23 protein-coding genes are annotated in these 19,070 nt (G+C 61.3%); 4 read left to right on the top strand and 19 right to left on the bottom strand.

The window, feature by feature from the left end; genetic code table 11:
• Positions 1 to 259 precede the first annotated feature (259 nt).
• From ACVOLR_RS14625 to ACVOLR_RS14650, 6 genes are read right to left on the bottom strand one after another with little or no spacing between them, the layout of a single operon-like run.
• On the bottom strand, positions 260 to 1,516 hold the full coding sequence (locus ACVOLR_RS14625) for a cysteine desulfurase (protein ID WP_481537068.1): 1,257 nt from the start codon (positions 1,514 to 1,516) through the stop codon (positions 260 to 262).
• The gene (gene sufD, locus ACVOLR_RS14630; protein WP_481537069.1) at positions 1,513 to 2,808 is read right to left on the bottom strand and encodes a Fe-S cluster assembly protein SufD; all 1,296 of its coding nucleotides are present in this window, start codon (positions 2,806 to 2,808) and stop codon (positions 1,513 to 1,515) included. The genes ACVOLR_RS14625 and sufD overlap by 4 nt, the downstream gene beginning before the upstream one ends.
• Complete coding sequence (gene sufC / locus ACVOLR_RS14635; RefSeq protein ID WP_481537070.1) at positions 2,808 to 3,572, bottom strand: Fe-S cluster assembly ATPase SufC; 765 nt, start codon at positions 3,570 to 3,572, stop codon at positions 2,808 to 2,810. The genes sufD and sufC overlap by 1 nt, the downstream gene beginning before the upstream one ends.
• Positions 3,573 to 3,608: 36 nt before the next feature.
• Entirely contained in the window at positions 3,609 to 4,019 is a 411-nt protein-coding gene (locus ACVOLR_RS14640; RefSeq protein ID WP_481529809.1) for a lysozyme inhibitor LprI family protein, read from the bottom strand.
• Positions 4,016 to 5,491, bottom strand: coding sequence for a Fe-S cluster assembly protein SufB (sufB, locus tag ACVOLR_RS14645; protein WP_481516064.1), 1,476 nt, complete (start codon positions 5,489 to 5,491; stop codon positions 4,016 to 4,018). The genes ACVOLR_RS14640 and sufB overlap by 4 nt, the downstream gene beginning before the upstream one ends.
• 19 nt (positions 5,492 to 5,510) lie before the next feature.
• The gene (locus ACVOLR_RS14650) at positions 5,511 to 5,957 is read right to left on the bottom strand and encodes an SUF system Fe-S cluster assembly regulator (RefSeq protein ID WP_057627263.1); all 447 of its coding nucleotides are present in this window, start codon (positions 5,955 to 5,957) and stop codon (positions 5,511 to 5,513) included.
• 365 nt (positions 5,958 to 6,322) lie between these two features.
• Between ACVOLR_RS14650 and ACVOLR_RS14655 the strand changes: the two genes are divergently transcribed.
• Positions 6,323 to 6,790 (top strand): SET domain-containing protein, encoded by a 468-nt coding sequence (locus tag ACVOLR_RS14655; protein ID WP_303749196.1) that lies wholly within the window; start codon positions 6,323 to 6,325, stop codon positions 6,788 to 6,790.
• A 174-nt stretch (positions 6,791 to 6,964) separates the two neighbouring features.
• On the opposite strand, the gene ACVOLR_RS14660 is transcribed toward ACVOLR_RS14655, so the two are convergent.
• From ACVOLR_RS14660 to ACVOLR_RS14720, 13 genes are all read right to left on the bottom strand, one after another.
• The gene (locus ACVOLR_RS14660; RefSeq protein ID WP_481537071.1) at positions 6,965 to 7,750 is read right to left on the bottom strand and encodes a maleate cis-trans isomerase family protein; all 786 of its coding nucleotides are present in this window, start codon (positions 7,748 to 7,750) and stop codon (positions 6,965 to 6,967) included.
• A 5-nt stretch (positions 7,751 to 7,755) separates the two neighbouring features.
• Complete coding sequence (locus ACVOLR_RS14665; RefSeq protein ID WP_481537072.1) at positions 7,756 to 8,412, bottom strand: transglutaminase-like domain-containing protein; 657 nt, start codon at positions 8,410 to 8,412, stop codon at positions 7,756 to 7,758.
• On the bottom strand, positions 8,405 to 9,550 hold the full coding sequence (locus ACVOLR_RS14670; protein WP_481537073.1) for an acyl-CoA dehydrogenase family protein: 1,146 nt from the start codon (positions 9,548 to 9,550) through the stop codon (positions 8,405 to 8,407). Before ACVOLR_RS14670 ends, ACVOLR_RS14665 begins: the two co-directional genes overlap by 8 nt.
• Positions 9,551 to 9,568: 18 nt before the next feature.
• Positions 9,569 to 9,946: an ectoine synthase gene (locus tag ACVOLR_RS14675; protein ID WP_481537074.1), complete on the bottom strand. Its 378-nt coding sequence runs from the start codon at positions 9,944 to 9,946 to the stop codon at positions 9,569 to 9,571.
• A gap of 32 nt (positions 9,947 to 9,978) precedes the next feature.
• Positions 9,979 to 10,230: a phosphopantetheine-binding protein gene (locus ACVOLR_RS14680; RefSeq protein ID WP_481537075.1), complete on the bottom strand. Its 252-nt coding sequence runs from the start codon at positions 10,228 to 10,230 to the stop codon at positions 9,979 to 9,981.
• Complete coding sequence (locus tag ACVOLR_RS14685; protein WP_481537076.1) at positions 10,217 to 11,710, bottom strand: AMP-binding protein; 1,494 nt, start codon at positions 11,708 to 11,710, stop codon at positions 10,217 to 10,219. The genes ACVOLR_RS14680 and ACVOLR_RS14685 overlap by 14 nt, the downstream gene beginning before the upstream one ends.
• A gap of 121 nt (positions 11,711 to 11,831) precedes the next feature.
• Positions 11,832 to 12,365: a nucleoside deaminase gene (locus ACVOLR_RS14690; protein ID WP_481537077.1), complete on the bottom strand. Its 534-nt coding sequence runs from the start codon at positions 12,363 to 12,365 to the stop codon at positions 11,832 to 11,834.
• Between the two features lie 55 nt (positions 12,366 to 12,420).
• A complete protein-coding gene (locus tag ACVOLR_RS14695) occupies positions 12,421 to 12,867 on the bottom strand; it encodes a DMT family transporter (RefSeq protein WP_481537078.1) in 447 nt (148 codons plus the stop codon).
• Entirely contained in the window at positions 12,827 to 13,147 is a 321-nt protein-coding gene (locus ACVOLR_RS14700) for a DMT family transporter (protein ID WP_481537079.1), read from the bottom strand. Before ACVOLR_RS14700 ends, ACVOLR_RS14695 begins: the two co-directional genes overlap by 41 nt.
• On the bottom strand, positions 13,147 to 13,641 hold the full coding sequence (locus tag ACVOLR_RS14705; RefSeq protein ID WP_481537080.1) for a hypothetical protein: 495 nt from the start codon (positions 13,639 to 13,641) through the stop codon (positions 13,147 to 13,149). The genes ACVOLR_RS14700 and ACVOLR_RS14705 overlap by 1 nt, the downstream gene beginning before the upstream one ends.
• A 36-nt stretch (positions 13,642 to 13,677) precedes the next feature.
• A complete protein-coding gene (locus ACVOLR_RS14710; RefSeq protein WP_481537081.1) occupies positions 13,678 to 14,262 on the bottom strand; it encodes a YceB family lipoprotein in 585 nt (194 codons plus the stop codon).
• A 285-nt stretch (positions 14,263 to 14,547) separates the two neighbouring features.
• A complete protein-coding gene (locus ACVOLR_RS14715) occupies positions 14,548 to 14,856 on the bottom strand; it encodes a DUF3861 family protein (RefSeq protein WP_481537082.1) in 309 nt (102 codons plus the stop codon).
• Between the two features lie 211 nt (positions 14,857 to 15,067).
• Positions 15,068 to 15,478: an HU family DNA-binding protein gene (locus ACVOLR_RS14720; protein WP_481508646.1), complete on the bottom strand. Its 411-nt coding sequence runs from the start codon at positions 15,476 to 15,478 to the stop codon at positions 15,068 to 15,070.
• Positions 15,479 to 15,780: 302 nt separating this feature from the next.
• Here ACVOLR_RS14720 and ACVOLR_RS14725 point away from each other — a divergent pair, with 302 nt between their 5' ends.
• The 3 genes from ACVOLR_RS14725 (at position 15,781) to ACVOLR_RS14735 (ending at position 18,872) form a co-directional block, all read left to right on the top strand.
• Complete coding sequence (locus ACVOLR_RS14725) at positions 15,781 to 16,215, top strand: OsmC family protein (RefSeq protein WP_313494450.1); 435 nt, start codon at positions 15,781 to 15,783, stop codon at positions 16,213 to 16,215.
• A 128-nt stretch (positions 16,216 to 16,343) separates the two neighbouring features.
• Complete coding sequence (locus tag ACVOLR_RS14730; protein WP_481537083.1) at positions 16,344 to 17,090, top strand: glycine zipper 2TM domain-containing protein; 747 nt, start codon at positions 16,344 to 16,346, stop codon at positions 17,088 to 17,090.
• A 99-nt stretch (positions 17,091 to 17,189) separates the two neighbouring features.
• A complete protein-coding gene (locus tag ACVOLR_RS14735) occupies positions 17,190 to 18,872 on the top strand; it encodes an amidohydrolase (RefSeq protein ID WP_481537084.1) in 1,683 nt (560 codons plus the stop codon).
• Positions 18,873 to 19,070 lie beyond the last annotated feature (198 nt).

Here is a 19,070-nt window from a genome sequence, read left to right on the forward strand (position 1 = left end):
TTTCTGCTGGGTTGCGGGAGCGGCGTAAGCCGCGAAGCTGACAAATTGTCAGATTGCGGTATCAACGAGAGCTGCAGCCACGCCTGCTTCGCGGCTTACGCCGCTCCCACAATCATTCCGCCACTCAGTGTTGCGTCGTAGCCCCTCTCCCGTTTACGGGAGAGGGGTTGGGGTGAGGGCGCTTCTGCTGTTGGGATTTTGATCCGAGGTGTTATCGGCTTCACGGCTTACGCCGTTCCCACAAACACAAAGCCGCAGCTCAACCCAGCAGGGTGCGCACTTTCTTCAACGCCGTCATGAAGGATTCGATCTCTTCATGCGTGTTGTAGAACGCCAGCGAGGCGCGGCAGGTGGCCGCTACGCCGTAGTACTGCAGCAGCGGGTGTGCGCAGTGCTGGCCGGAGCGCACGGCAACGCCTTGCAGGTCGAGCAGGGTCGCCAGGTCGTGCGCATGCGCGCCTTCGATCTGGAACGACACCACCGCAGCCTTGTTCGGGGCGGTGCCGAAGATGCGCAGGCCTTCAACACGCTGCAGTTCTTCGGTGAAGTGAGCCAGCAGTTCCTGTTCGCGGGCTTCGATATGTTCGCGACCCAGCGCCTCCAGGTAATCCACCGCCACACCCAGACCGATGAAACCGGCGATGTTTGGGGTGCCGGCTTCGAATTTGTGCGGGGCATCGTTGAACACGGTGCCGTCGAAGCTGACTTCCTTGATCATCTCGCCACCGCCGAGGAACGGCGGCATGTCCTGCAGGTGCTCACGGCGAGCCCACAGCGCGCCGGTGCCGGTCGGGCCGCACATCTTGTGGCCGGTAACGGCATAGAAGTCGCAGCCGATCGCTGCCACGTCCACGCTAAGGTGCGGCGCGGCCTGCGAGCCGTCGATCACGGTGACGATGCCGCGCTTGCGGGCTTCGCGGCAGATCTCGCGCACCGGGTTGATCGTGCCTAGTACGTTGGATACATGGGTCAGCGCCAGCAGTTTCACTTCCGGGGTCATCGCTGCATGCAGCGCGTCCAGATCGAGGCTGCCATCGGGGCTGATCTCGGCCACGCGGATGCTGGCGCCGGTACGCTCGGCGACCAGCTGCCACGGCACGATGTTGGCGTGGTGCTCCATGCGCGATACCAGGATCACATCGCCAGCCTTCAAACGCGGCAATGCCCACGAGTACGCGACCAGATTGATCGCAAAGGTGGTGCCGCTGCACAACACCAGCTCATCGCTGCGCACGTTGAGGAAGCGTGCCAGCTTGGTGCGTGCGCCTTCGTAGGCGTCGGTGGCTTCGGTGCCAAGCGCGTGCACAGCACGGCTGACGTTGGCGTTGTAACGGCGGTAGAACTCGTCCACCGCGCCGATCACCGACAGCGGCTTCTGCGCGGTGTTGGCATTGTCGAAATACACCAGCGGCTTGCCGTTGACTTCGCGCATCAGCAGCGGGAAGTCGGCGCGCACGCGCTCCCAGTCGGGGGCGGTGGCCGGGTGGTGGATCGGACGCGGGGAACTGAGATTCATGCCATGCCTGCCTGTTGCAGTGCCTGGTCCAAGTGGCGGGCCAGCTTTTCGGTGAGGACGCCTTCCACGGCTGCCAGCGGTTCGTGGCAGAACGCCGCGCTGAGCATGGCGCGCGCCTGTTCGGCTGGCACGCCGCGCGTGCGCAGGTAGAACAGCGCATTGGCGTCGAGCTGGCCAACGGTAGCGCCGTGCGCTGCCTTGACCTCGTCGGCATCGATCACCAGCGTCGGCTGGGTGTCGATCTCGGCATCGGCCGACAGCAGCAGGTTCTTGTTGGACAGGTTGGCGTCGGTGCCATCGGCGCCCTCGCGGATACCGATGCCGCCATGGAAGACCACGCGGCTGCGGTTCGCGGCAACGCCGCGCCAGACCAGTTCGGCGCTGGTGTTCTTGGCGATGTGCTCGATGCCCAGACGGGTATCGATATGGCGACGACCGGTACCCAGCAGCACGCCATTGGCGGTCAGCTTGGCGTTGTCACCCTCCAGACGCACGTTGAGCTCATGACGGCTCAATGCAGCACCCAGTTCCAGGTCGATGCGGCGGTACTGCGCATCGCGCGCCAGCACCGCATCGGTGCGCAGCAGCGAGGTGGCACGTGCACTGTCGGCCTGTACGCGGGCATGTGACAGCACCGCATCCTGGGCGACGTGGACGTGCACCAGAGTGTTGTCCAGGTGCGCGCTGTCGCCAGCCTGCAGGTGATGCTCGACCAGACCGAACACGGCGCCACGGCGCAGCTCGATCAGGTGGCGGTGATGCCAGGCGTGATCGCTGGAATCAGCGGCGCTGATGAACACCAGATGTAGCGGCGTTTCGCTGATGATGCCGTCGGCGACCTGTACAAGCACGCCCTCATCGGCGAGTGCGGCATTGAGTTGGGCGAACACCTCATCGGCGCGCTCGAAGCGACGGCCGAGGAAACGCAGTGCCTCGGGCTCTTCGGCCTGCACGGCAGACAGCGTACGCACCTGCACGCCTGCATCCAGCGACGACAGATCGCTCAACGCAGCGCTATGTCGACCATTGACGAAGACCAGGCGCGGCGACGGGATGTCAGCCAGCAGCGCGGTATCGATGTCCGGGGCCTGCAGCGGTGCAGCGGTGAAGCTGCGGCGCTCAAGCTGGCGCAGCGAGGTGTACTTCCAGGCCTCGTTGCGGGCGGCGGGCAGGCCGGTCTTGAGCGCGGCCTCAAGAATCGACTCCCGTTCGGCGATTTTCGTTGAATCCCCGCACATGGATGTGCGGGCTGTTGCGAAGGATTCGCGCAACGACTCCAGAAGAGCGCTCATTACTTGGCCGCCTCGCGGACCACGCGGTCCTTCAGGAAGTCATAACCGTGCGCTTCCAGCTCCAGCGCCAGTTCCGGGCCACCGGTCTTGACGATGCGGCCGTCGGCCAGCACATGCACCACGTCCGGCTTGATGTAGTCGAGCAGACGCTGGTAATGGGTGATGACCAGGAACGAACGCTCCGGCGAACGCAGCGCGTTGACGCCATCGGCGACGCTCTTCAGTGCATCGATGTCCAGGCCGGAGTCGGTTTCGTCCAGGATCGCCAGCTTCGGCTCGAGCACGGCCAGCTGGAAGATCTCGTTGCGCTTCTTCTCACCACCGGAGAAGCCTTCGTTGACGCCACGGTGCAGCAACTCGTCTTTCAGGTGCAGCACGGCCAGCTTCTGCCGGACCAGCTTGAGGAACTGCATCGAGTCCAGTTCTTCTTCGCCGCGTGCCTTGCGCTGTGCATTGAGTGCGGCACGCAGGAAGTAGGTGTTGTTGACGCCGGGGATTTCCACCGGGTACTGGAAGGCCAGGAACAGGCCGGCAGCGGCGCGTTCTTCCGGGGCCAGTTCCAGCAGGTCGCCATCTTCGAACTGCACGCTGCCAGCGGTGACGTCATAGCCGTCGCGGCCGGACAGGACATTGCCGAGGGTGGACTTGCCGGCGCCGTTCGGGCCCATGATGGCGTGCACTTCGCCCGGCTTCACTTGCAGCGACAGACCCTTGAGGATTTCCTTGTCGCCGATGCTTGCGTGGAGGTTTTCGATCTTCAGCATGAGGGTGCGTTCTTCAATATGTGGGGTGCGGGGCGATCAGAGCTCGCCTTCGGCGCGATCGAGGAAGGTGGCGCGCAGCCACTGGGTGCGCTTGCGGGTCAGTTCAGCCTTGTTGGCCGAATACAGCATCGGGTACATCGAGCCGTACAGGACACGCGGGTTCTCGTCCTTGCCAACCGGGTAGCGCGCTTCGATGTCCGCATCGCGCAGTGGGATCCACAGGCGCTGGGCGGCGCGCAGCTTGTCGATGGCGACCTGCTGGCCCTGCAGCTTCTGCATCACCTGCCGGTACACGGCGTTGAGCTCGGCGTCGGCGGCGGTGGCTTCCGCCGCCGCACACTCGTTGATATCCAGCTGGGTGCGGGCATCGTCGCAGGCCTTGCCCGGTGACGCGGCAGAGGCTGCGAACGGCAGCACGGCCAGCAGGAGCAGCGGCAGGCGGCTCATCCGACCGATCCTTCCAGCGATACTTCCAGCAGCTTCTTGGCTTCCACCGCGAACTCCATCGGCAGTTCCTTGAATACCTGCTTGCAGAAGCCGTCGACGATCATCGACACCGCGTTTTCCTGGTCGATGCCGCGGGCGCGGCAATAGAACAGCTGGTCGTCGGAAATCTTGGAGGTGGTGGCCTCGTGTTCGACGGTGGCGCTGGGGTTCTTCACCTCGATGTAGGGGAAGGTGTGGGCGCCACATTTCTTGCCGATCAGCAGCGAGTCGCACTGGGTGTAGTTGCGCGCGCCTTCGGCGCCGCGATCCACGCGGACCAGCCCGCGATAGGTGTTCTGGCCACGCCCGGCGCTGATGCCCTTGGAGATGATCTTGCTCTTGGTGCGCTTGCCGATGTGGATCATCTTGGTGCCGGTATCGGCCTGCTGACGATGATGGGTCAACGCCACCGAGTGGAATTCACCCACCGAGTCGTCGCCCAGCAGCACGCAGGACGGGTACTTCCAGGTGATGGCCGAGCCTGTTTCCACCTGGGTCCAGGTCACCTTGGCACGTGCACCACGGCATTCGGCACGCTTGGTGACGAAGTTGTAGATGCCGCCGACGCCGTTCTCATCGCCCGGGTACCAGTTCTGCACGGTCGAATATTTGATCTCGGCATCTTCCAGCGCCACCAGCTCAACCACCGCGGCGTGCAGCTGGTTCTCATCACGCATCGGCGCGGTGCAGCCTTCCAGATACGAGACGTATGCCTTGTCTTCGCAGATGATCAGGGTGCGCTCGAACTGCCCGGTATTGCTGGCATTGATGCGGAAATAGGTGCTCAGCTCCATCGGGCTGCGCACGCCGGCCGGCACGAACACGAAGCTGCCGTCGGAGAACACCGCCGAGTTGAGCGCGGCGAAATAGTTGTCGCCAACCGGCACTACCGAGCCCAGGTACTTGCGTACCAGTTCCGGGTATTCGCGGATGGCTTCGGAGATGGAGCAGAAGATCACGCCCTTGTCGGCCAGTTCTTTGCGGAAAGTAGTACCGACCGAGACCGAATCGAATACCGCATCCACCGCTACGCCGGCCAGCTTCGCCCGCTCATGCAACGGCACGCCGAGCTTTTCGTAGGTGTCCAGCAGTTCCTTGGGCACTTCGTCCAGCGACTGGTACTTCGGGCCCTTGGGCGCGGAGAAGTAGCTCAGCGCCTGCAGGTCGATCGGCGCGATCTCGAGCTTTGCCCAGTCCGGCTGGCGCATGGTCAGGAAGTGGCGGTAAGCGTCCAGGCGCCACTGCGTCATCCACTCGGGCTCTTCCTTCTTGGCCGAGAGCGCACGGATGACGTCCTCGTCCAGGCCGGGGGGGAACGATTCGGATTCGATCAGCGTGACGAAGCCTGCGTCGTATTTACGACCCAGCTGCTCATGGATTTCACGGTTCGGGCTGTCGACGGTGTCGACCGGTTCGATGATTTCGGTGGCCATTAGGGCTGCCTACGGTTGTTCAGGAGACGACGTCGGCGCTGATGCGTCGACGGTCGGCAAGCGGTAAGGGGTGCAGCATCTGCGCGAGGGTGACGCCGCGCAGGGCATCGGAAACCACGTCATTGATAAGCCGCCAGTTGGAGCGCACACCGCACTGCCCGGCAAGGCCGCACTGGCTTTGTTCCTGGCTGCACTCGGTGATGGCCAAGGGGCCTTCCATCGCTTCCAGGATCTCGATCAGGGTGATCTCGGAGGCCGGGCGGGTCAGCCGGTAACCGCCGTGCACGCCACGCAGGCCTTCCACCAGACCAGCTTGGGCCAGCGGCTTGAGCAGCTTGCTGACGGTGGGCGGCTCCAATCCGGCGGCTTCAGCCAGATCGGTCGCGCTCAACACTTCGGCTGGTCGTGCGGCTAGCACGGTCAGGACGACGGTGGCGTAATCGGTGAGCTTGGTGACGCGGAGCATTGCGGGGGCGGGGAATCAATGTGGACCAAAATTGTACGCTTTCTCGTCGGGAGGGCCAAGTTTTGCTGTTCAGGTGGTGAAACCCCAGTCAATCGTGGGCTGCAGCTGGTCCCTCTCTCCTCGCGGGAGGGGATGCCGAAGGCGGGAGCGGGGGGCGGGGCAGCCGCTGGCTCAGATACCCTTGGACTGCATTGAGTTTGGTCCGCAGCCGTTATCGGCTTCGCGGCTGACGCCGCTCCTACAAGGAACGGGTGTCCGCAGCGGCGTGCGCTGGGTGTCTGGCTTTTGCCGGATACCAATCCCCGCTTGGGTTGTCCTTCCCGATGGGCGAGAATCACCGCCTCACTCAAGTCCCGGCCATGTACATGCCCAAGAAGATCCAGGCGCGCAAATCCTCCATCCACGGCAACGGCGTGTTCGCCGTGGCCGCAATCAAGAAGGGCGAGCGTGTCATCGAATACAAGGGCAAGCGCCGTACCCATGCCGAAGTGGACGCAGACGATGCGGGTGATGTGGAAACCGGACACACCTTCCTGTTCACCCTGAATGACGATTACGTCATCGATGCCAACTACAAGGGCAACGATGCACGCTGGATCAACCACAGCTGCGATCCGAGCTGCGAGGCGATGATCGAAGAGGCCGAAGGCGACGACCGTACCGCCGACAAGGTGTTCATCGAAGCCATCCGCGATATCAAGGCCGGCGAAGAGCTGACCTACAACTACGGCATCACCTTGGCCGAGCGTCACACGCCGCGCCTGAAGAAGATCTGGGAATGCCGTTGCGGCTCGCCCAAGTGCACCGGCACGATGCTGCAGCCGAAGCGCTGAGCGGGCGTACACAGGAAATGCAGGGTTGATCTCCGGCAACCGGATCATCTTCACGCTGCGCTGGTGGTTCTCAGCAGTTGCTTGAGCTCCGCCTGGACTCCTTGGAAATGGGGGGAGCTGAATCGACGGCTCCCTCCATCTCCTTGTTGAACACCTGTTCGGCGCAGGCCGGAGCTAGCAGTTGAACAGGCGGCCGTAGCGAGGCGCGTCCAGTTTTCTGCCGGCCGCTTTGGCCGAGGCCCACAGTAGCACCTGGTTTGCAGTCAATAGCGTGCTCTGCGTGTGGGACTCAACCGCCTGGATTATGCCGACGGCACGTTGTCCATTCCCCGCAATGAATACAACGTCAGGAGAACTGCGTTCGATCACCTTGCACACCCATGCATACATGTTCTCCTGCGTGATGTGTTTTTGTCCGCTGGTGATTCCCGCGGGAGCGTGATGGACAACGCTGAGGCCAGCAGCCTCGAAGTAGCTGCGGCTCAAGCCATCGAGGGCGGAGTCGAACCAGGGGGGATTCACAATAGCCAGTCGTTTTGCTCGCAAAACCTTGGCCGCCAGTTGTACAGCGTTGCAGGTGGATACCATCGGGATGCTGGGCACGCGCAGTTGCAGGCGTCGCAGCAACGCACGTTCTCCAGCGGGTCCATGTTTGTAGGCGGAACTGGTGAAGGCCAAGGCAATGGCGTCCAGTGGCGACTGACCCAGGTCCTCTACAAGCGCGTCAAGTACAGGGGGCTGGGTGAAGGATTCAACCGGCCCATGCGGAATCTTCGGGTCCATTTCGCCCCTGTTTCGCATTGCTGAGAACCTCAGCCGGGCCCCGTGGATGGTCGCGGCACCGGTAGCCATTGCCTGCATTTCCGCCTCTGGCCCCACATCGGCGTGAGGGACGACGACACCAATGCGAAGCCCATGGTTCCAACCATCCTGGTTGAAGCCGATCTGCGATAGTGACATGAGAATCATCCTTGCTTTGGTGCGTCAGGGCCGGGGCTTGTGGCTGGCAGTTGCGGTGATATGGTTCTATTCGGGGGTACTGTCAGGGAACTATTGACCATGTCGGGATGGTGAGCGGCGATCAGCTGGATGATTTCGCCATGCTTCGGGGCATCAAGCACGTATGGAACGCCCAGATACTGCATGGTTTCACCATTGCCATTGTCGTGATTGATCGCATCGCCGCCTCCGTTGAAGTCCAAGGGCCGGAAGCCATACAGCTTGCAGAGATTGCGGTTGAACGTTGGCGAAACCTTTAGCCAGACACCTTCGATCAGTATTTCGGCATACCAGTGCAAGAAAACGTCGCCGGCGACCAAGGCGCTTATTGCCGGTGAGGAGACATGGTTGCGCACCTTGGAGGCGAGCAGGCGACTGTAAATACCCGCTTCACGACAGGCAGAGGTGAACAGGATCGCCTTGTGCAGACAAAAACCCCGGCCGCTCTCAATGATGCGTGCCGGATTGAGCGAGGCTTCATCCATGGCGACGTTGAATATTTCGTAGTTGATCTGGTCCCTGACGGCGTAATAGAGGCGACAAGCCTTTTCCGAGGATGTGCGTGCTTGTGCGCAATGCGCTTCGACGAATCTGCTCAGTGCCTCGCTTGTCTGATCAAGCATGTGCCTGACCCCTGTTTGATTTAGCTTTCGCCGTTGCCTGGACGCCAAGCAGGGCAGCAATACGTCCCCGTTGTATATCGTTCGTGCCGGAATAGGTGCTGCTGGCCAGCGCATTGCATACATCGTTGCTGAGCCCGGTTGCTGACAGGAAGCCCTGGCCGCCGTGGATGTCGAGTGCATCGATCGCGGACTTGAGCGAGCTCTCGCTGACGAATACCTTGGCGATGGCGATGTCCATGGTTACGTCCTTTCCCGCGGCAAGCTTGTCGGTAATCGAATGCAACCAGTTACGGGAGAGCTCGTAGTTGATCTTCATGTTGGCGATCTTGTTGCTCACGGACTGGAAGGAGCCGATGGGATGGCCAAACTGCCTGCGCTGGCGCGCAAACCGGCGGGTTCTCTCGATCCGCTTGTGCATCTCTCCGGTGATGGCGCTGAAGCAATAGAGGATTTCGTGCTTCATCACATGGCTCAGGATCATGAAACCGGCACCTTCCCGGCCAAGCATCTGGCTGCGATGGATCTGGCAGTTCTCTAGATGAAGCGTCCCCAAGGGTGACGTCGCAAGGCCCGCCTTTGCCAATGGTGGACCCCGCCGGAGCCCGGGGTTGTTGCTGTCGACCAGAAAGGCGCTGACGCTGTCAGCGTGTCGCCCGGGTCGGGTCTTGGCATATATGACGATGACATCGGCAACCGGGCCGTTGGTCACGAACGCCTTGCTGCCATTCAATACGTAGGACTCCGCGTTCTGTTCAGCGCGAGTGGTCATGCCGAGTGCATCCGAGCCCGCTTCGGGTTCGCTGATCGCGTGAGCGCCGATGAGGTTGCCAGCGCCAAGGTCTGCGAGGTAGCGTTGCTTCAGTTCGCTTGAGCCGAAGTTGAGCAATGGGATTATGGTGCTGGCCAGATGCGTTGCCGCGGAAAAATTCAGACCTGGCTCGCCTTGTCCCTCACCAAGTCTTTCAAAACTACGGACAGTAGCCTGTAGTCTCTCCGCAGCACTGGTAGCTTCGTTGATTGCAGCGCTGAACAGGCCGCTGTCTGAGAGGTGGCGCCATTGCTCGAATGGGAAGGGTTGATTTTCGTTGTGCAGTGTTTGCGCTGCGCCAACGTAGGCATGTATGTCATCCATGGACATATTGTGGTTGCTCCTTGCTCAGTACTGGGAAAAGCCGCTTTCATCCAGAACGTGGTGTTCCTTCCCATCCAGCGCGGGATTGAAAATGCTGATCAGTTCCAGATTTTCATGGTCGCTGGCGCGCAGCAGATGCGCGTCATGTTGATCCAGCGCATAGATGGTGCCTGGCCGGATATCGAGCACCTTGCTTCCGTCGGCAGAGCTGACCTCACCGCTACCGCCGATGCAGTAGCATGCTTCGAGATGGCGGCGATATTGCAGCTTTGATTCAGTGCCTGCATTGACGATGGTGTGGGCAACGGTGAATCCCATCTTGTCAGCGGCTGTCAGCAAGCGATGGCTGGTGCCGTTGCCCCACTCGACGGGGGTGATTTCGTTCTTCTTGCGTTGAAACATGGTGGCTTCCTTTCGTTGGGAGCGGTTTGGAGTCAGGTAGCGCTGGAGGAGTGGAGTTTGATGAAGTGGCCGATCTTTTCGACCGTCGCAAAGTCCGCAGGAGCCAGGTCGATGCTTGCAGTACTGATGTCGAATTCACCTTCGACCCAACTGACCAGTCTCACCAATGAGAGGCTGTCGATCAGGCCGGTTGCAACGATGTCGTAATCATGAGGGAGGTCTTCGAGGTCGTCCGCAACCAGTTCTTCGATGATGAAATTGGTTATTTTTTTAATGAGAGGCATCTTTCTTCCTTGGCGAGAAGAGCGAGGTGATGGCGAACCGGTCCGGTTTGCCGGTTGAGGTTGTCGGCAGCTTTCCATCGGTGCTACGGAAGGTGCGAGGGATAGCGGTATGGGGCAGTCGTGATGCACAGAAGCGACGTATCTCCAGGGCGTCGAGCGACTGGCCAGGCTGCATTTGCAGTACCGCGTGCAAGGTCTTGCCGGTTACTTCGTCGTCTTGGTGGATCGTTATTGCCTGAACGACGCCCGGATAGCCGGACAACACCGCTTCCACGTCCAACAGGTTGGTGCGTACGCCGCGAACCTTCACGATGAAGTCCTCGCGACCGAGCAGCAGGATTTCCCCGTCTTGGTTCAGCCGTACCCTGTCGCCAGTGCGAAAGTAGGTGCGTCCATCGCCGGTGAGTTGGACGAAACTGTCGAGGTTGAGTTGCGCGTCGGTGTATCCGGAGGACATGAACGGCGTCGATGTGTAGAGCAGGCCTTCGCGTACCTGGTCGCCAGCGTCGCGATCATCCTTGTCCAGAATCCGGTAGTGCACGCCACCGATCGGCTGTCCAATAGGCAGGGTTTGCTGACGAGCGAATGATGCTGCGGAGCAGCTGTAGATGAAGCTGTTGTTGGTTTCTGTGCTTCCGTAGATGTTGTGGAAAATGGAGGTCGGGAAAAGCACGGCGAGCCGCTCGCGCAATGTTCGACTGGCTGCATCGCCGGTGCTGATGAGGTGGTCCGGGCACTTTGCAGTGCTGGCAGAATGGTGTTGGTCGGCGTACTCGGCGAGCAACTGGTAGAACATGGGGACCGCCTGGATCAGGCTCGGGCTTCTGCCAAGGACCAGTTCGCCAATATGGGCCGGGTCGGTTGCCTTGTCCGGATTGGTCAGCAGGATCGTAGCCCCGCTCACAAGCGTTGCCCATACTTCAAGCAGACTGAGATCAAAGTTGAACGGTGCGTAGCTGATAACACGACTGCCCCGGCCAAGGTCGAAGTGCTTGATTCCCCACCGCAGGAAGTTTTGCAGGCCGTCGGCAGAAATGCTCACCACCTTTGGGGTCCCGGTTGTGCCTGAGGTGGTCAGCAGTGTGGCAGTTGTTGTGTCGAGTGCAGCTACTGGCGGGTTTCCCGAAGCAGCCACGGCGCGGACTTGGCAACCCTGCGGGCTGGCCGAGAGTTCGGTCGAGATGTGATTGTTGAAGTAGATTGTTTCCCTCGCGCTTGTGCCCATTCTTGGTGACATCAATAGGGGGGTATGGCCGAGGGAGGCGACAGCGACCATCAAGGCGATGGTTTCGTGAGAGCTGGAAGCAATGACGGCGACGCGGCTGCCGGGGTAGAGGTTCTGCTTTTTCAGGATTTGCCGAAGGTCTTGGTGGCATTGGTTCAACTGCGCATAGCTCCAGCTGTGGTCACTGCTTTCGATGGCAATGCGGGTCGAGCTGGATCTGGCGGTGATGGCGGAGATCAGTGATTGCAGTTTCAACGCGTTTCCTGACTATGGAAATGTACGTGCCGTTGTGGGTGATGCCGTGCTGTCGGGCCCCGCGGTGCGTGGTTTTGAATGTGGGCGGTCAATGACAATCCCCCCAGTTGCCGCGCAGCTGTTACGTGTCCGTTTGCATCGACACAGGCGTTTGATCGGGTGCTGGCGGACCCTGCTTGGAGCGGAGTTCCTGAAACAGCAGAAATGGATTCAATCGATTTGCGACAGTGAGTTTCTCCAGCTTGATCGGCGGATACCACCGGTGTGGGGGTGACGCCTGATATTGATCGTTGCGATAGTCAAAGCCGTGGTGAGCCGCTTCATTGCGGTCTACCGCGAAATAGATCGACGTGATCCCGGAATGGGCAGCCGCTATCAGGCAAAGTGCGCAGGGTTCTGCGGTGGTCAGCAAGGATGCCGCATGAATCCAGGGTCGATCGAGGTGGTCACAGGCGTCGCGAATGGCTTCAATTTCGGCATGGGCGGTTGGATCACTACGCTGGTTGACCCGGTTGACGCCGCGGCCGACTATTTTCCCGGTTTGGTCCACTACCAATGCCGCAAATGGTAGGCCGCCACCAGCAACGTGGTTGACTCCGTTTTCAACGGCGAGTGCCATGTGTTGCAGAAAAATGGCTTTGGTTTCTGTTTTCATCGGCCTTTTGCCTGTCAGCTGAAGACATTGCCGCGCTGGCGCGGCAATGCCGTAATCAGGTAAGTGCCGGGCTGGGCTGTGCGCGATCAGAAAGTTTCAACCAGACAACGCCGATGATTATCACCGCCAACCAGAAAGCTTGGGTCGAAGTAAGTGCTTGGTTGAGCAGGATGCCGCCAAGCAATGCAGCACCCACCGAGCCGATACCCGCCCAGACCGCATAGCCGATCCCGACTTCAATCGATTTGAGGGCCATGCTTAGTGCATACAATGTAAGCAGGAAGAATATAATTGCGGAGGCTGACCAGCCGAGTCTGGTAAATGCCTGGCTGCCAGCGACGCTGAGCGCATAACCTATTTCAAACAGGCCGGCCAACAACAGCATGGTCCAAGCGCGGCTCTTGCTTTGCTCATCTTTCATGATTTTTATTTTTCCTTCGAAATATTGGATGCGTGCTGGATCAAGCGGCACCGCTGAGACGTAGGCCGACAACTCCGCCAATCACAAGTCCGGTTCCAATTACCTTCTTCCAGTTCAGGCGTTGTCCGAAGAACAGGATTCCAAGGATCACGATCCCTACACCGGCAATTGATGTCCACAATGCGTAGCCAACACCTACGTCAAAGGTCAGCAAGGCCAAGCTCAAAAAGTACGTGGCGATAGCCCCAGCGGCCAGGGTGATCGCCGTCCAGCGGGCATTGCTGAAACCATTGGCTTTTCCCGCCGCAATGGCAACAGCAATTTCAAAAACAACCGCCAGCCCAAGATAAAACCAACTCATTAATCTGCTCCGTTCAGTTCGTGGGGCTTGAGTTTGTTTTGAAGCCAGGGGTGGCGCAAATTGCGAATTCTGATATTGGCGGGTTTGGGGGTTATCTGGTGATTTCCTGCTTTATTTTCAGGGTTAATCTGACAGGTATTCGCCCGCGAAAGGGGCGCGGCTGTTGCGCGCAATCGGTTTGTAGGAAACGGCGACCTGATGGTTGCCTTGCGGGGATATTTGATCGGCACATGCCGCTGCACCGCGCATGTCGGGTCGGCTGACAGGAGCACTTGCGAAGGCGATTGCCCGAGCCAATGCGGGTTGTTTTGCCCATGCATGGTCAAGCTGTCGTGGGCAGGGATGGCCGGCACGATCCGGTGTTGCCGTTGGCGGCGTGAAGCGTTGGGGGCACAGGTCTGGAACGAAGTCGCCGGACCGTTTTTGTGATGGGCGGCGACGACAGCGAGGTCGTTCAGCCGAGAGCGGCGCAGCACCCCTTCAAGGCGAGCCACATTCGGCTCGCCTTGGACAAGTTTGGCGACGTGGCGTCAGCGGCCCAGCAAACCCTGCGGCACGAAGCTGCCCAGGTTCTGGTTGAAGTCCACCGCGATGCGGCCGTTCTGGATGCCGACCGATTTCACCTGCAGTACGCCCATCACCTTGGCGATGGCCGGGTCGATCTTGTAGATCGGCTCGCGGCGTGCGTAGTCCGCCAGCCAGCTGTTGAGCAGGCTGCGGGTGCTTGAATCCAACTCACCACCACCAGCACTGGGGCGGAAGCCATCAACGGTGGGCTGATCCAGATGAAAACCCTGGGTCTGCGTGTCATAACGCAGGCCGCTGCTGATCTGTACATCGCCCACCGGCATCGACGAGCCGCCAGCGGCCATGGCCAGGTTGAAGCCCAGGTCCAGGCGGCTGCCCTGTGGCAGGGTCAGGTGTGGCTGGCTGACGGTCAGCGCCAGCAGTCCGCCCAGTGCCTTCTGAGTGCGCGGGAAGCTGCCGTCCAGGTATTGCTGCACATCGGCGGCGCCAACGGTCAACTGCTTGCCGTTGATCTGCGGTGCGGCATGGGCGCTGCCGGCCATGGCGAGCAGGGCGATGCAGGGGAGAAGCAGGGAACGCAGATTCATCGGGTGTACTCGGTGATGGCAGCAGGTTGGACTAGCAAGATAACCGGATCGGGTGAACGGCTAATTAGCAGGCTCGGTCCAATTGGACGGAAGTGCTGCCCGGCTGGTCTCCGCGCCACTGCGACGGATGAGCGGACCGGTACGATATCAACGCTTGAAGTGCTGTTTTCCGGTCGCGATGCTCAGGCGAGCGGGCCGATATTACTCTTGGCCTGCGCAAGCGACTTCCGCTCCCCTACGACGACGTTGGAGGTCTGCAGGGCCGATCGGCTTGCTGCCAGCGCCTTACTCCGCCGGCGTCTGCAGCTGCTTGAGCTTGTGCAGCAACTGGCCTAGCTCCGGCTGCAGCGCGCTCAACAGGCTGTCGGGCTTGGCTGCCGATTCGGCCAGGGTCTCCAGCAGGCCGGTGACAACCACCACGCCGGCGTCCTCATTGCAGGACAGTCGACGTAGGCCTTGCGCGGATTCCAGCTGGCGCATCCAGTTGTATTGGCTGCGTTGTTCGAACTCGATCGAGCAACGGCCGCTGCACTGCTGGCCGTCAGTCTCGATCGGAGTGACGGAGATTCGGTAGCGATGCTTGCTGATGGACATGGTGGACACTACGTGGGGAAGCGGTGGGAGTGGCCACCATAGGCCCGCTCCGGCGCCGGTACGAGGCGTTGGACCATGACGCTGTGTTCCAGTGTTTTTCCCATGCCACAGGCGGAACGCTGCGGCCCATGGGAACGTTTTCCATCTTCCGTTGAGCCAAAAAAAACGGGACGGCAGAGCCGTCCCGTTCATTCGCCAAGGGGCGCGCTGATTACAGCGCAGCGTCCTTGAGCTTCTTGAGCGGACGCACCTTGAGCTTGGTGGTGGCCGGCTTGGCGGCAAACCACTGCTCTTCCTTGGTGAACGGGTTGATGCCCTTGCGCTTCGGCTTGGCAGCAACGCTCACGGTGGAGATCTTCAGCAGGCCCGGCAGGGTGAAGGAGCCAGCGCCCTTCTTGTTGACCGAGGCGGCAACGGCGCCTTCCAGAGCGGCGAACACAGCGCGCACGTCCTTGGCAGCGACCGAGGTGGCTTCAGCGATGTGGGCAACCAGACCGGACTTGGTCAGTGCTTCCTTGATCGGCTTCAGTGCGGCCGGCTTTGCGGCAGCCTTGGTTGCAGCCTTCGTAGCTACTTTCTTCACTGCCTTCTTCGGGGCAGCCTTTTTAGCGGTCTTTGCCATGATTTCCTGTTCCGTGAACGGTTGGTTGTTGGTCGTGCCGACCCCGTCGGCAAGCGAAATGTAGGGCATGAATTGCGTGACGCCAATAGGTAATCGAAGAAAAAGCCCATAAAAATTGGTTCTGGACGTATTTGGACAACAAATTGGTGCTGGAAGTCATGCAAAAACCGGGCAGGACTGCGATCAAACGCGGTGTTGCCCGCGCTCGGCGGGCACGCCGTTGCGCCGCTGGCTGCGGCGCACAAACCGCTAACACGCTGTGGTTTAGGCTGGCCGGGTCATCCACCACGAGGAGTTCGACCATGGGTATTTCGCGTCACGCCACCGCACACTGGGAAGGCGATCTGAAGACCGGGCAGGGCCGCTTGAGTACGCCGCAGAGCGGTTTGATGGAGAACACCCGCTATGCGTTCAACAGCCGCTTCGGCGATGAGAAGGGCACCAATCCCGAAGAACTGATTGCTGCCGCACATGCCGGCTGCTTCACCATGGCGCTGTCGGCCAAGCTCAGTGAAGCCGGCTTTCCGCCGACCTCGTTGGACACCCGTGCCGATGTCGACCTGTCGATGGAGGGCGGCCCGCAGCTGTCGCAGATCCGGCTCAAGGTAAAGGCAGTGGTGCCGGGCCTGGACGAGACCCGGTTTCGCGCAATTGCCGATGACGCCAAGCAGAATTGTCCGGTCTCCAAGGCGTTGAGCGCGGTGCCGATCAGCCTGGACACCGAGTTTTCGGCCTGATTAGCGCTTGATTGATGGCCGGCCCGGTTGGCGTGCAACGCTGGCCGGGCTGGTTCAGGATCGTTTCACCCGTCGCGCCTGAGCATCGCTCATCCCTTGTCCTCATTCCCGCCGGAGTGGTTGCTGCCATGAGTCGATCGCTAGCTGTTGCCGCTGTCCTGATTGCCGGTGGGCTGGTGGCCTTCAATGCCTCCGCGCAGCGTTACGACGACGGTCAATACCGCCCCAACGGTTCTTACGATGATGGCCAGTACCGGCCGGACCCGCGCTATGACAATGGCCAGTACCGCGGCGGCGACAACGCCGGTAACGGTGCGGTGTACGACTACGCGCGGGTGGTGCGGGTGGATCCGGTCATCGTCAACGGCAGCCAGGGCCGCAACGAGCGCTGCTATGAGCGCAACGATGGCGGTTATGTGGATAACAACAATGGTTATCAGGCCGGCGGTTATGGCAACAACGGCTACGGCAACAACAATGGCTATCGAAATGACGGCTATGACCAGCGTGGCTACGACAACGGCCAGTACCGGCAGGGCAACGAAAGCGGTCGCCAGTGGGCGACAGTGATCGGCGGCCTGGCTGGTGCGGTGCTCGGCAGCCGTATCGGCGGCGGCGATGGTCGTTACCTGGGTACCGCCGTCGGCACCATTGCTGGCGGCGCTGCCGGTCGCGCCATCTACGAGGCCAGCACCCGCCCCACCTACCAGCGCGGTGACGTACGCGTGTGCGAGCCCACCGGTTATGGCAGCGAGAGCGAGCGGGTGGACGGTTACGACGTCACCTACGAATATGCTGGCCGGCAGTACCGCACTCATCGCGATTACCACCCGGGCGAGCAGATCCGCGTACGCGTGGATGTAAGCGCCGACTGAGCGCAGCGGGCGTTTCTGCCCGTATGAGGTGCATGGCACGGTTTGTCAGGCTGGACCGATGACGGCATAGTCCACGCATTCCGTTGCGGAGAGTGCCTGATGCGTCGTATTGCCTGTGTAGCCCTGTTGCTCCCTTGCCTGCATGCAATCCCGGCCCAGGCCGAGGTCAAGCTGTTGGTGGCCGATACCATCCGCACCGGCGACCCGGCGCAGCCGGTGGTCGGCGCAATGGCCTGGGACAGTGACAGCGGCAAGGTATTGGATGTGGGCAGCGCCGATGCGCTGCTGCAGTTGTACCCGCAGGCACCGCGCATCGACGTGGGCGCCGCGACCGTGGTGCCGGGGCTGATCGATGCCCACGCGCACATCATGGGCCTGGGCAATACCTTGATGCAGGCCGACCTCACCGGTGCGCGCAATCGTGGCGAAGTGTTGGAGCGGCTGAAGGCCTTCGAGAAAACCCTGGCCCCCAGCGAATGGCTGCTGGGTCGTGGCTGGGACCAGAACCGTTGGGACAACACCGATTTCCCCACTGCCGCAGATCTGGATGCGGCGTTCCCGCAGCGGCCGCTGTATCTGGAACGCATCGATGGCCATGCCGGCTGGGTAAACAGCGCGGCCATCCGCATTGCCGAGAAGACCGGCAAATCGCTGTCCGGGGACTGGCAGCCGGAAGGCGGGCGCATTCTTCGCGATGCCGCTGGCAAGCCTAGCGGTGTACTGGTCGATGGCGCGGCCTCGCTGGTCTATTCGCAGATCCCGGCATTGGACGATGCCTCGCGCGAAAAGCGTCTGCAGGCAGCATTGCAGGCGGCGGTCAGCAATGGTCTGACCGGTGTGCATGACATGGGCGTGTCGCGCGAGGACCTGACGCTGATGAAGCGTCTGGCCGACCAGGGCAAGCTGCCGTTGCGCATCGACGCCTATGCCGATGGCAACAATGAAGCGCTGGAGGACCTGTGCAAGACCGGCCTGTACGCCCATCCCGGTGGCCGCCTGCAGATGCGCGGGGTCAAGCTGTACATGGACGGTGCGCTTGGCAGCCGTGGCGCGGCCCTGCTCACCGCTTATAGCGACGACCCGCATAACCACGGCTTGCTGATGACCTCGCCGGAGGAATTCGAAGTTGCGGTGCGCAAGGCGGATGGCTGCAAGGTGCAGGTCGCCACCCACGCCATCGGTGACCGCGGCAACCGCATCGTGCTGGATACCTACGAAAAGGTGCTGGGCTCGCACAAGGGCGCGGATCACCGCTGGCGCATCGAGCACTCGCAGGTGGTGTCGCTGCAGGATATCCCGCGTTTCGCCAAGCTCGGCGTGATCGCCTCGATGCAGCCGACCCACGCCACCTCGGACATGGGCTGGGCCGAGCAGCGGGTCGGGCCGGAACGCATCCTCGGTGCCTATGCCTGGCAGCGCTTCCTGCACAGCGGTGCGCGGCTGGCCTTGGGCTCGGACTTTCCGGTGGAGCAGGTCGACCCGCGTCTGGGCCTGTATGCCGCCGTCACCCGCCAGGACCGCGACGGCCAGCCGCCGGGTGGCTGGCAGCCGGAGCAGCGCCTGAGCGCCGCTGAAGCGCTGCGTGGTTTCACCAGCGATGCAGCCTGGGCGGGCCATGATGAAGCGCAGGTAGGCAAGCTGCAGCGCGGGCTGCGTGCGGACTTTGTGGTGCTGGATCGCGACCCGCTGAAAGTCGCTGCCGACCAGCTAGACGACCTGAAGGTGCTGTCGACCTGGGTTGATGGTGAGCCGGTTTACAAGGCGGCTACGCCGGAGAGCTGAAGCCCTTGTGGTTTCGGTAGTGCTTTCCACTTGAACAGCTGAGTCACCCGAAAACCGATGCCAAACGCTTGGCATCGGTTTTCCTGTTTTGTGGGCGCGCCCACACCCGCGAAGCGCGCTGCCCGTCCGTTTGCGGTGATGTTGGTGACATCATTTTTGCGCTCTTCTCGGCTGACACCGCTCCCACAAGATCTCCGT

It is taken from the genome of Stenotrophomonas sp. STEN030, from assembly GCF_056759995.1.

What these genes read in the sequence shown, in the direction of transcription:
- ACVOLR_RS14625 (WP_481537068.1), bottom strand. Translation starts at nt 1,516, where the DNA reads ATGAATCTCAGTTCCCCGCGTCCGATCCACCACCCGGCCACCGCCCCC.
- sufD (WP_481537069.1), bottom strand. Translation starts at nt 2,808, where the DNA reads ATGAGCGCTCTTCTGGAGTCGTTGCGCGAATCCTTCGCAACAGCCCGC.
- sufC (WP_481537070.1), bottom strand. Translation starts at nt 3,572, where the DNA reads ATGCTGAAGATCGAAAACCTCCACGCAAGCATCGGCGACAAGGAAATC.
- ACVOLR_RS14640 (WP_481529809.1), bottom strand. Translation starts at nt 4,019, where the DNA reads ATGAGCCGCCTGCCGCTGCTCCTGCTGGCCGTGCTGCCGTTCGCAGCC.
- sufB (WP_481516064.1), bottom strand. Translation starts at nt 5,491, where the DNA reads ATGGCCACCGAAATCATCGAACCGGTCGACACCGTCGACAGCCCGAAC.
- ACVOLR_RS14650 (WP_057627263.1), bottom strand. Translation starts at nt 5,957, where the DNA reads ATGCTCCGCGTCACCAAGCTCACCGATTACGCCACCGTCGTCCTGACC.
- ACVOLR_RS14655 (WP_303749196.1), top strand. Translation starts at nt 6,323, where the DNA reads ATGCCCAAGAAGATCCAGGCGCGCAAATCCTCCATCCACGGCAACGGC.
- ACVOLR_RS14660 (WP_481537071.1), bottom strand. Translation starts at nt 7,750, where the DNA reads ATGTCACTATCGCAGATCGGCTTCAACCAGGATGGTTGGAACCATGGG.
- ACVOLR_RS14665 (WP_481537072.1), bottom strand. Translation starts at nt 8,412, where the DNA reads ATGCTTGATCAGACAAGCGAGGCACTGAGCAGATTCGTCGAAGCGCAT.
- ACVOLR_RS14670 (WP_481537073.1), bottom strand. Translation starts at nt 9,550, where the DNA reads ATGTCCATGGATGACATACATGCCTACGTTGGCGCAGCGCAAACACTG.
- ACVOLR_RS14675 (WP_481537074.1), bottom strand. Translation starts at nt 9,946, where the DNA reads ATGTTTCAACGCAAGAAGAACGAAATCACCCCCGTCGAGTGGGGCAAC.
- ACVOLR_RS14680 (WP_481537075.1), bottom strand. Translation starts at nt 10,230, where the DNA reads ATGCCTCTCATTAAAAAAATAACCAATTTCATCATCGAAGAACTGGTT.
- ACVOLR_RS14690 (WP_481537077.1), bottom strand. Translation starts at nt 12,365, where the DNA reads ATGAAAACAGAAACCAAAGCCATTTTTCTGCAACACATGGCACTCGCC.
- ACVOLR_RS14700 (WP_481537079.1), bottom strand. Translation starts at nt 13,147, where the DNA reads ATGAGTTGGTTTTATCTTGGGCTGGCGGTTGTTTTTGAAATTGCTGTT.
- ACVOLR_RS14710 (WP_481537081.1), bottom strand. Translation starts at nt 14,262, where the DNA reads ATGAATCTGCGTTCCCTGCTTCTCCCCTGCATCGCCCTGCTCGCCATG.
- ACVOLR_RS14715 (WP_481537082.1), bottom strand. Translation starts at nt 14,856, where the DNA reads ATGTCCATCAGCAAGCATCGCTACCGAATCTCCGTCACTCCGATCGAG.
- ACVOLR_RS14720 (WP_481508646.1), bottom strand. Translation starts at nt 15,478, where the DNA reads ATGGCAAAGACCGCTAAAAAGGCTGCCCCGAAGAAGGCAGTGAAGAAA.
- ACVOLR_RS14725 (WP_313494450.1), top strand. Translation starts at nt 15,781, where the DNA reads ATGGGTATTTCGCGTCACGCCACCGCACACTGGGAAGGCGATCTGAAG.
- ACVOLR_RS14730 (WP_481537083.1), top strand. Translation starts at nt 16,344, where the DNA reads ATGAGTCGATCGCTAGCTGTTGCCGCTGTCCTGATTGCCGGTGGGCTG.
- ACVOLR_RS14735 (WP_481537084.1), top strand. Translation starts at nt 17,190, where the DNA reads ATGCGTCGTATTGCCTGTGTAGCCCTGTTGCTCCCTTGCCTGCATGCA.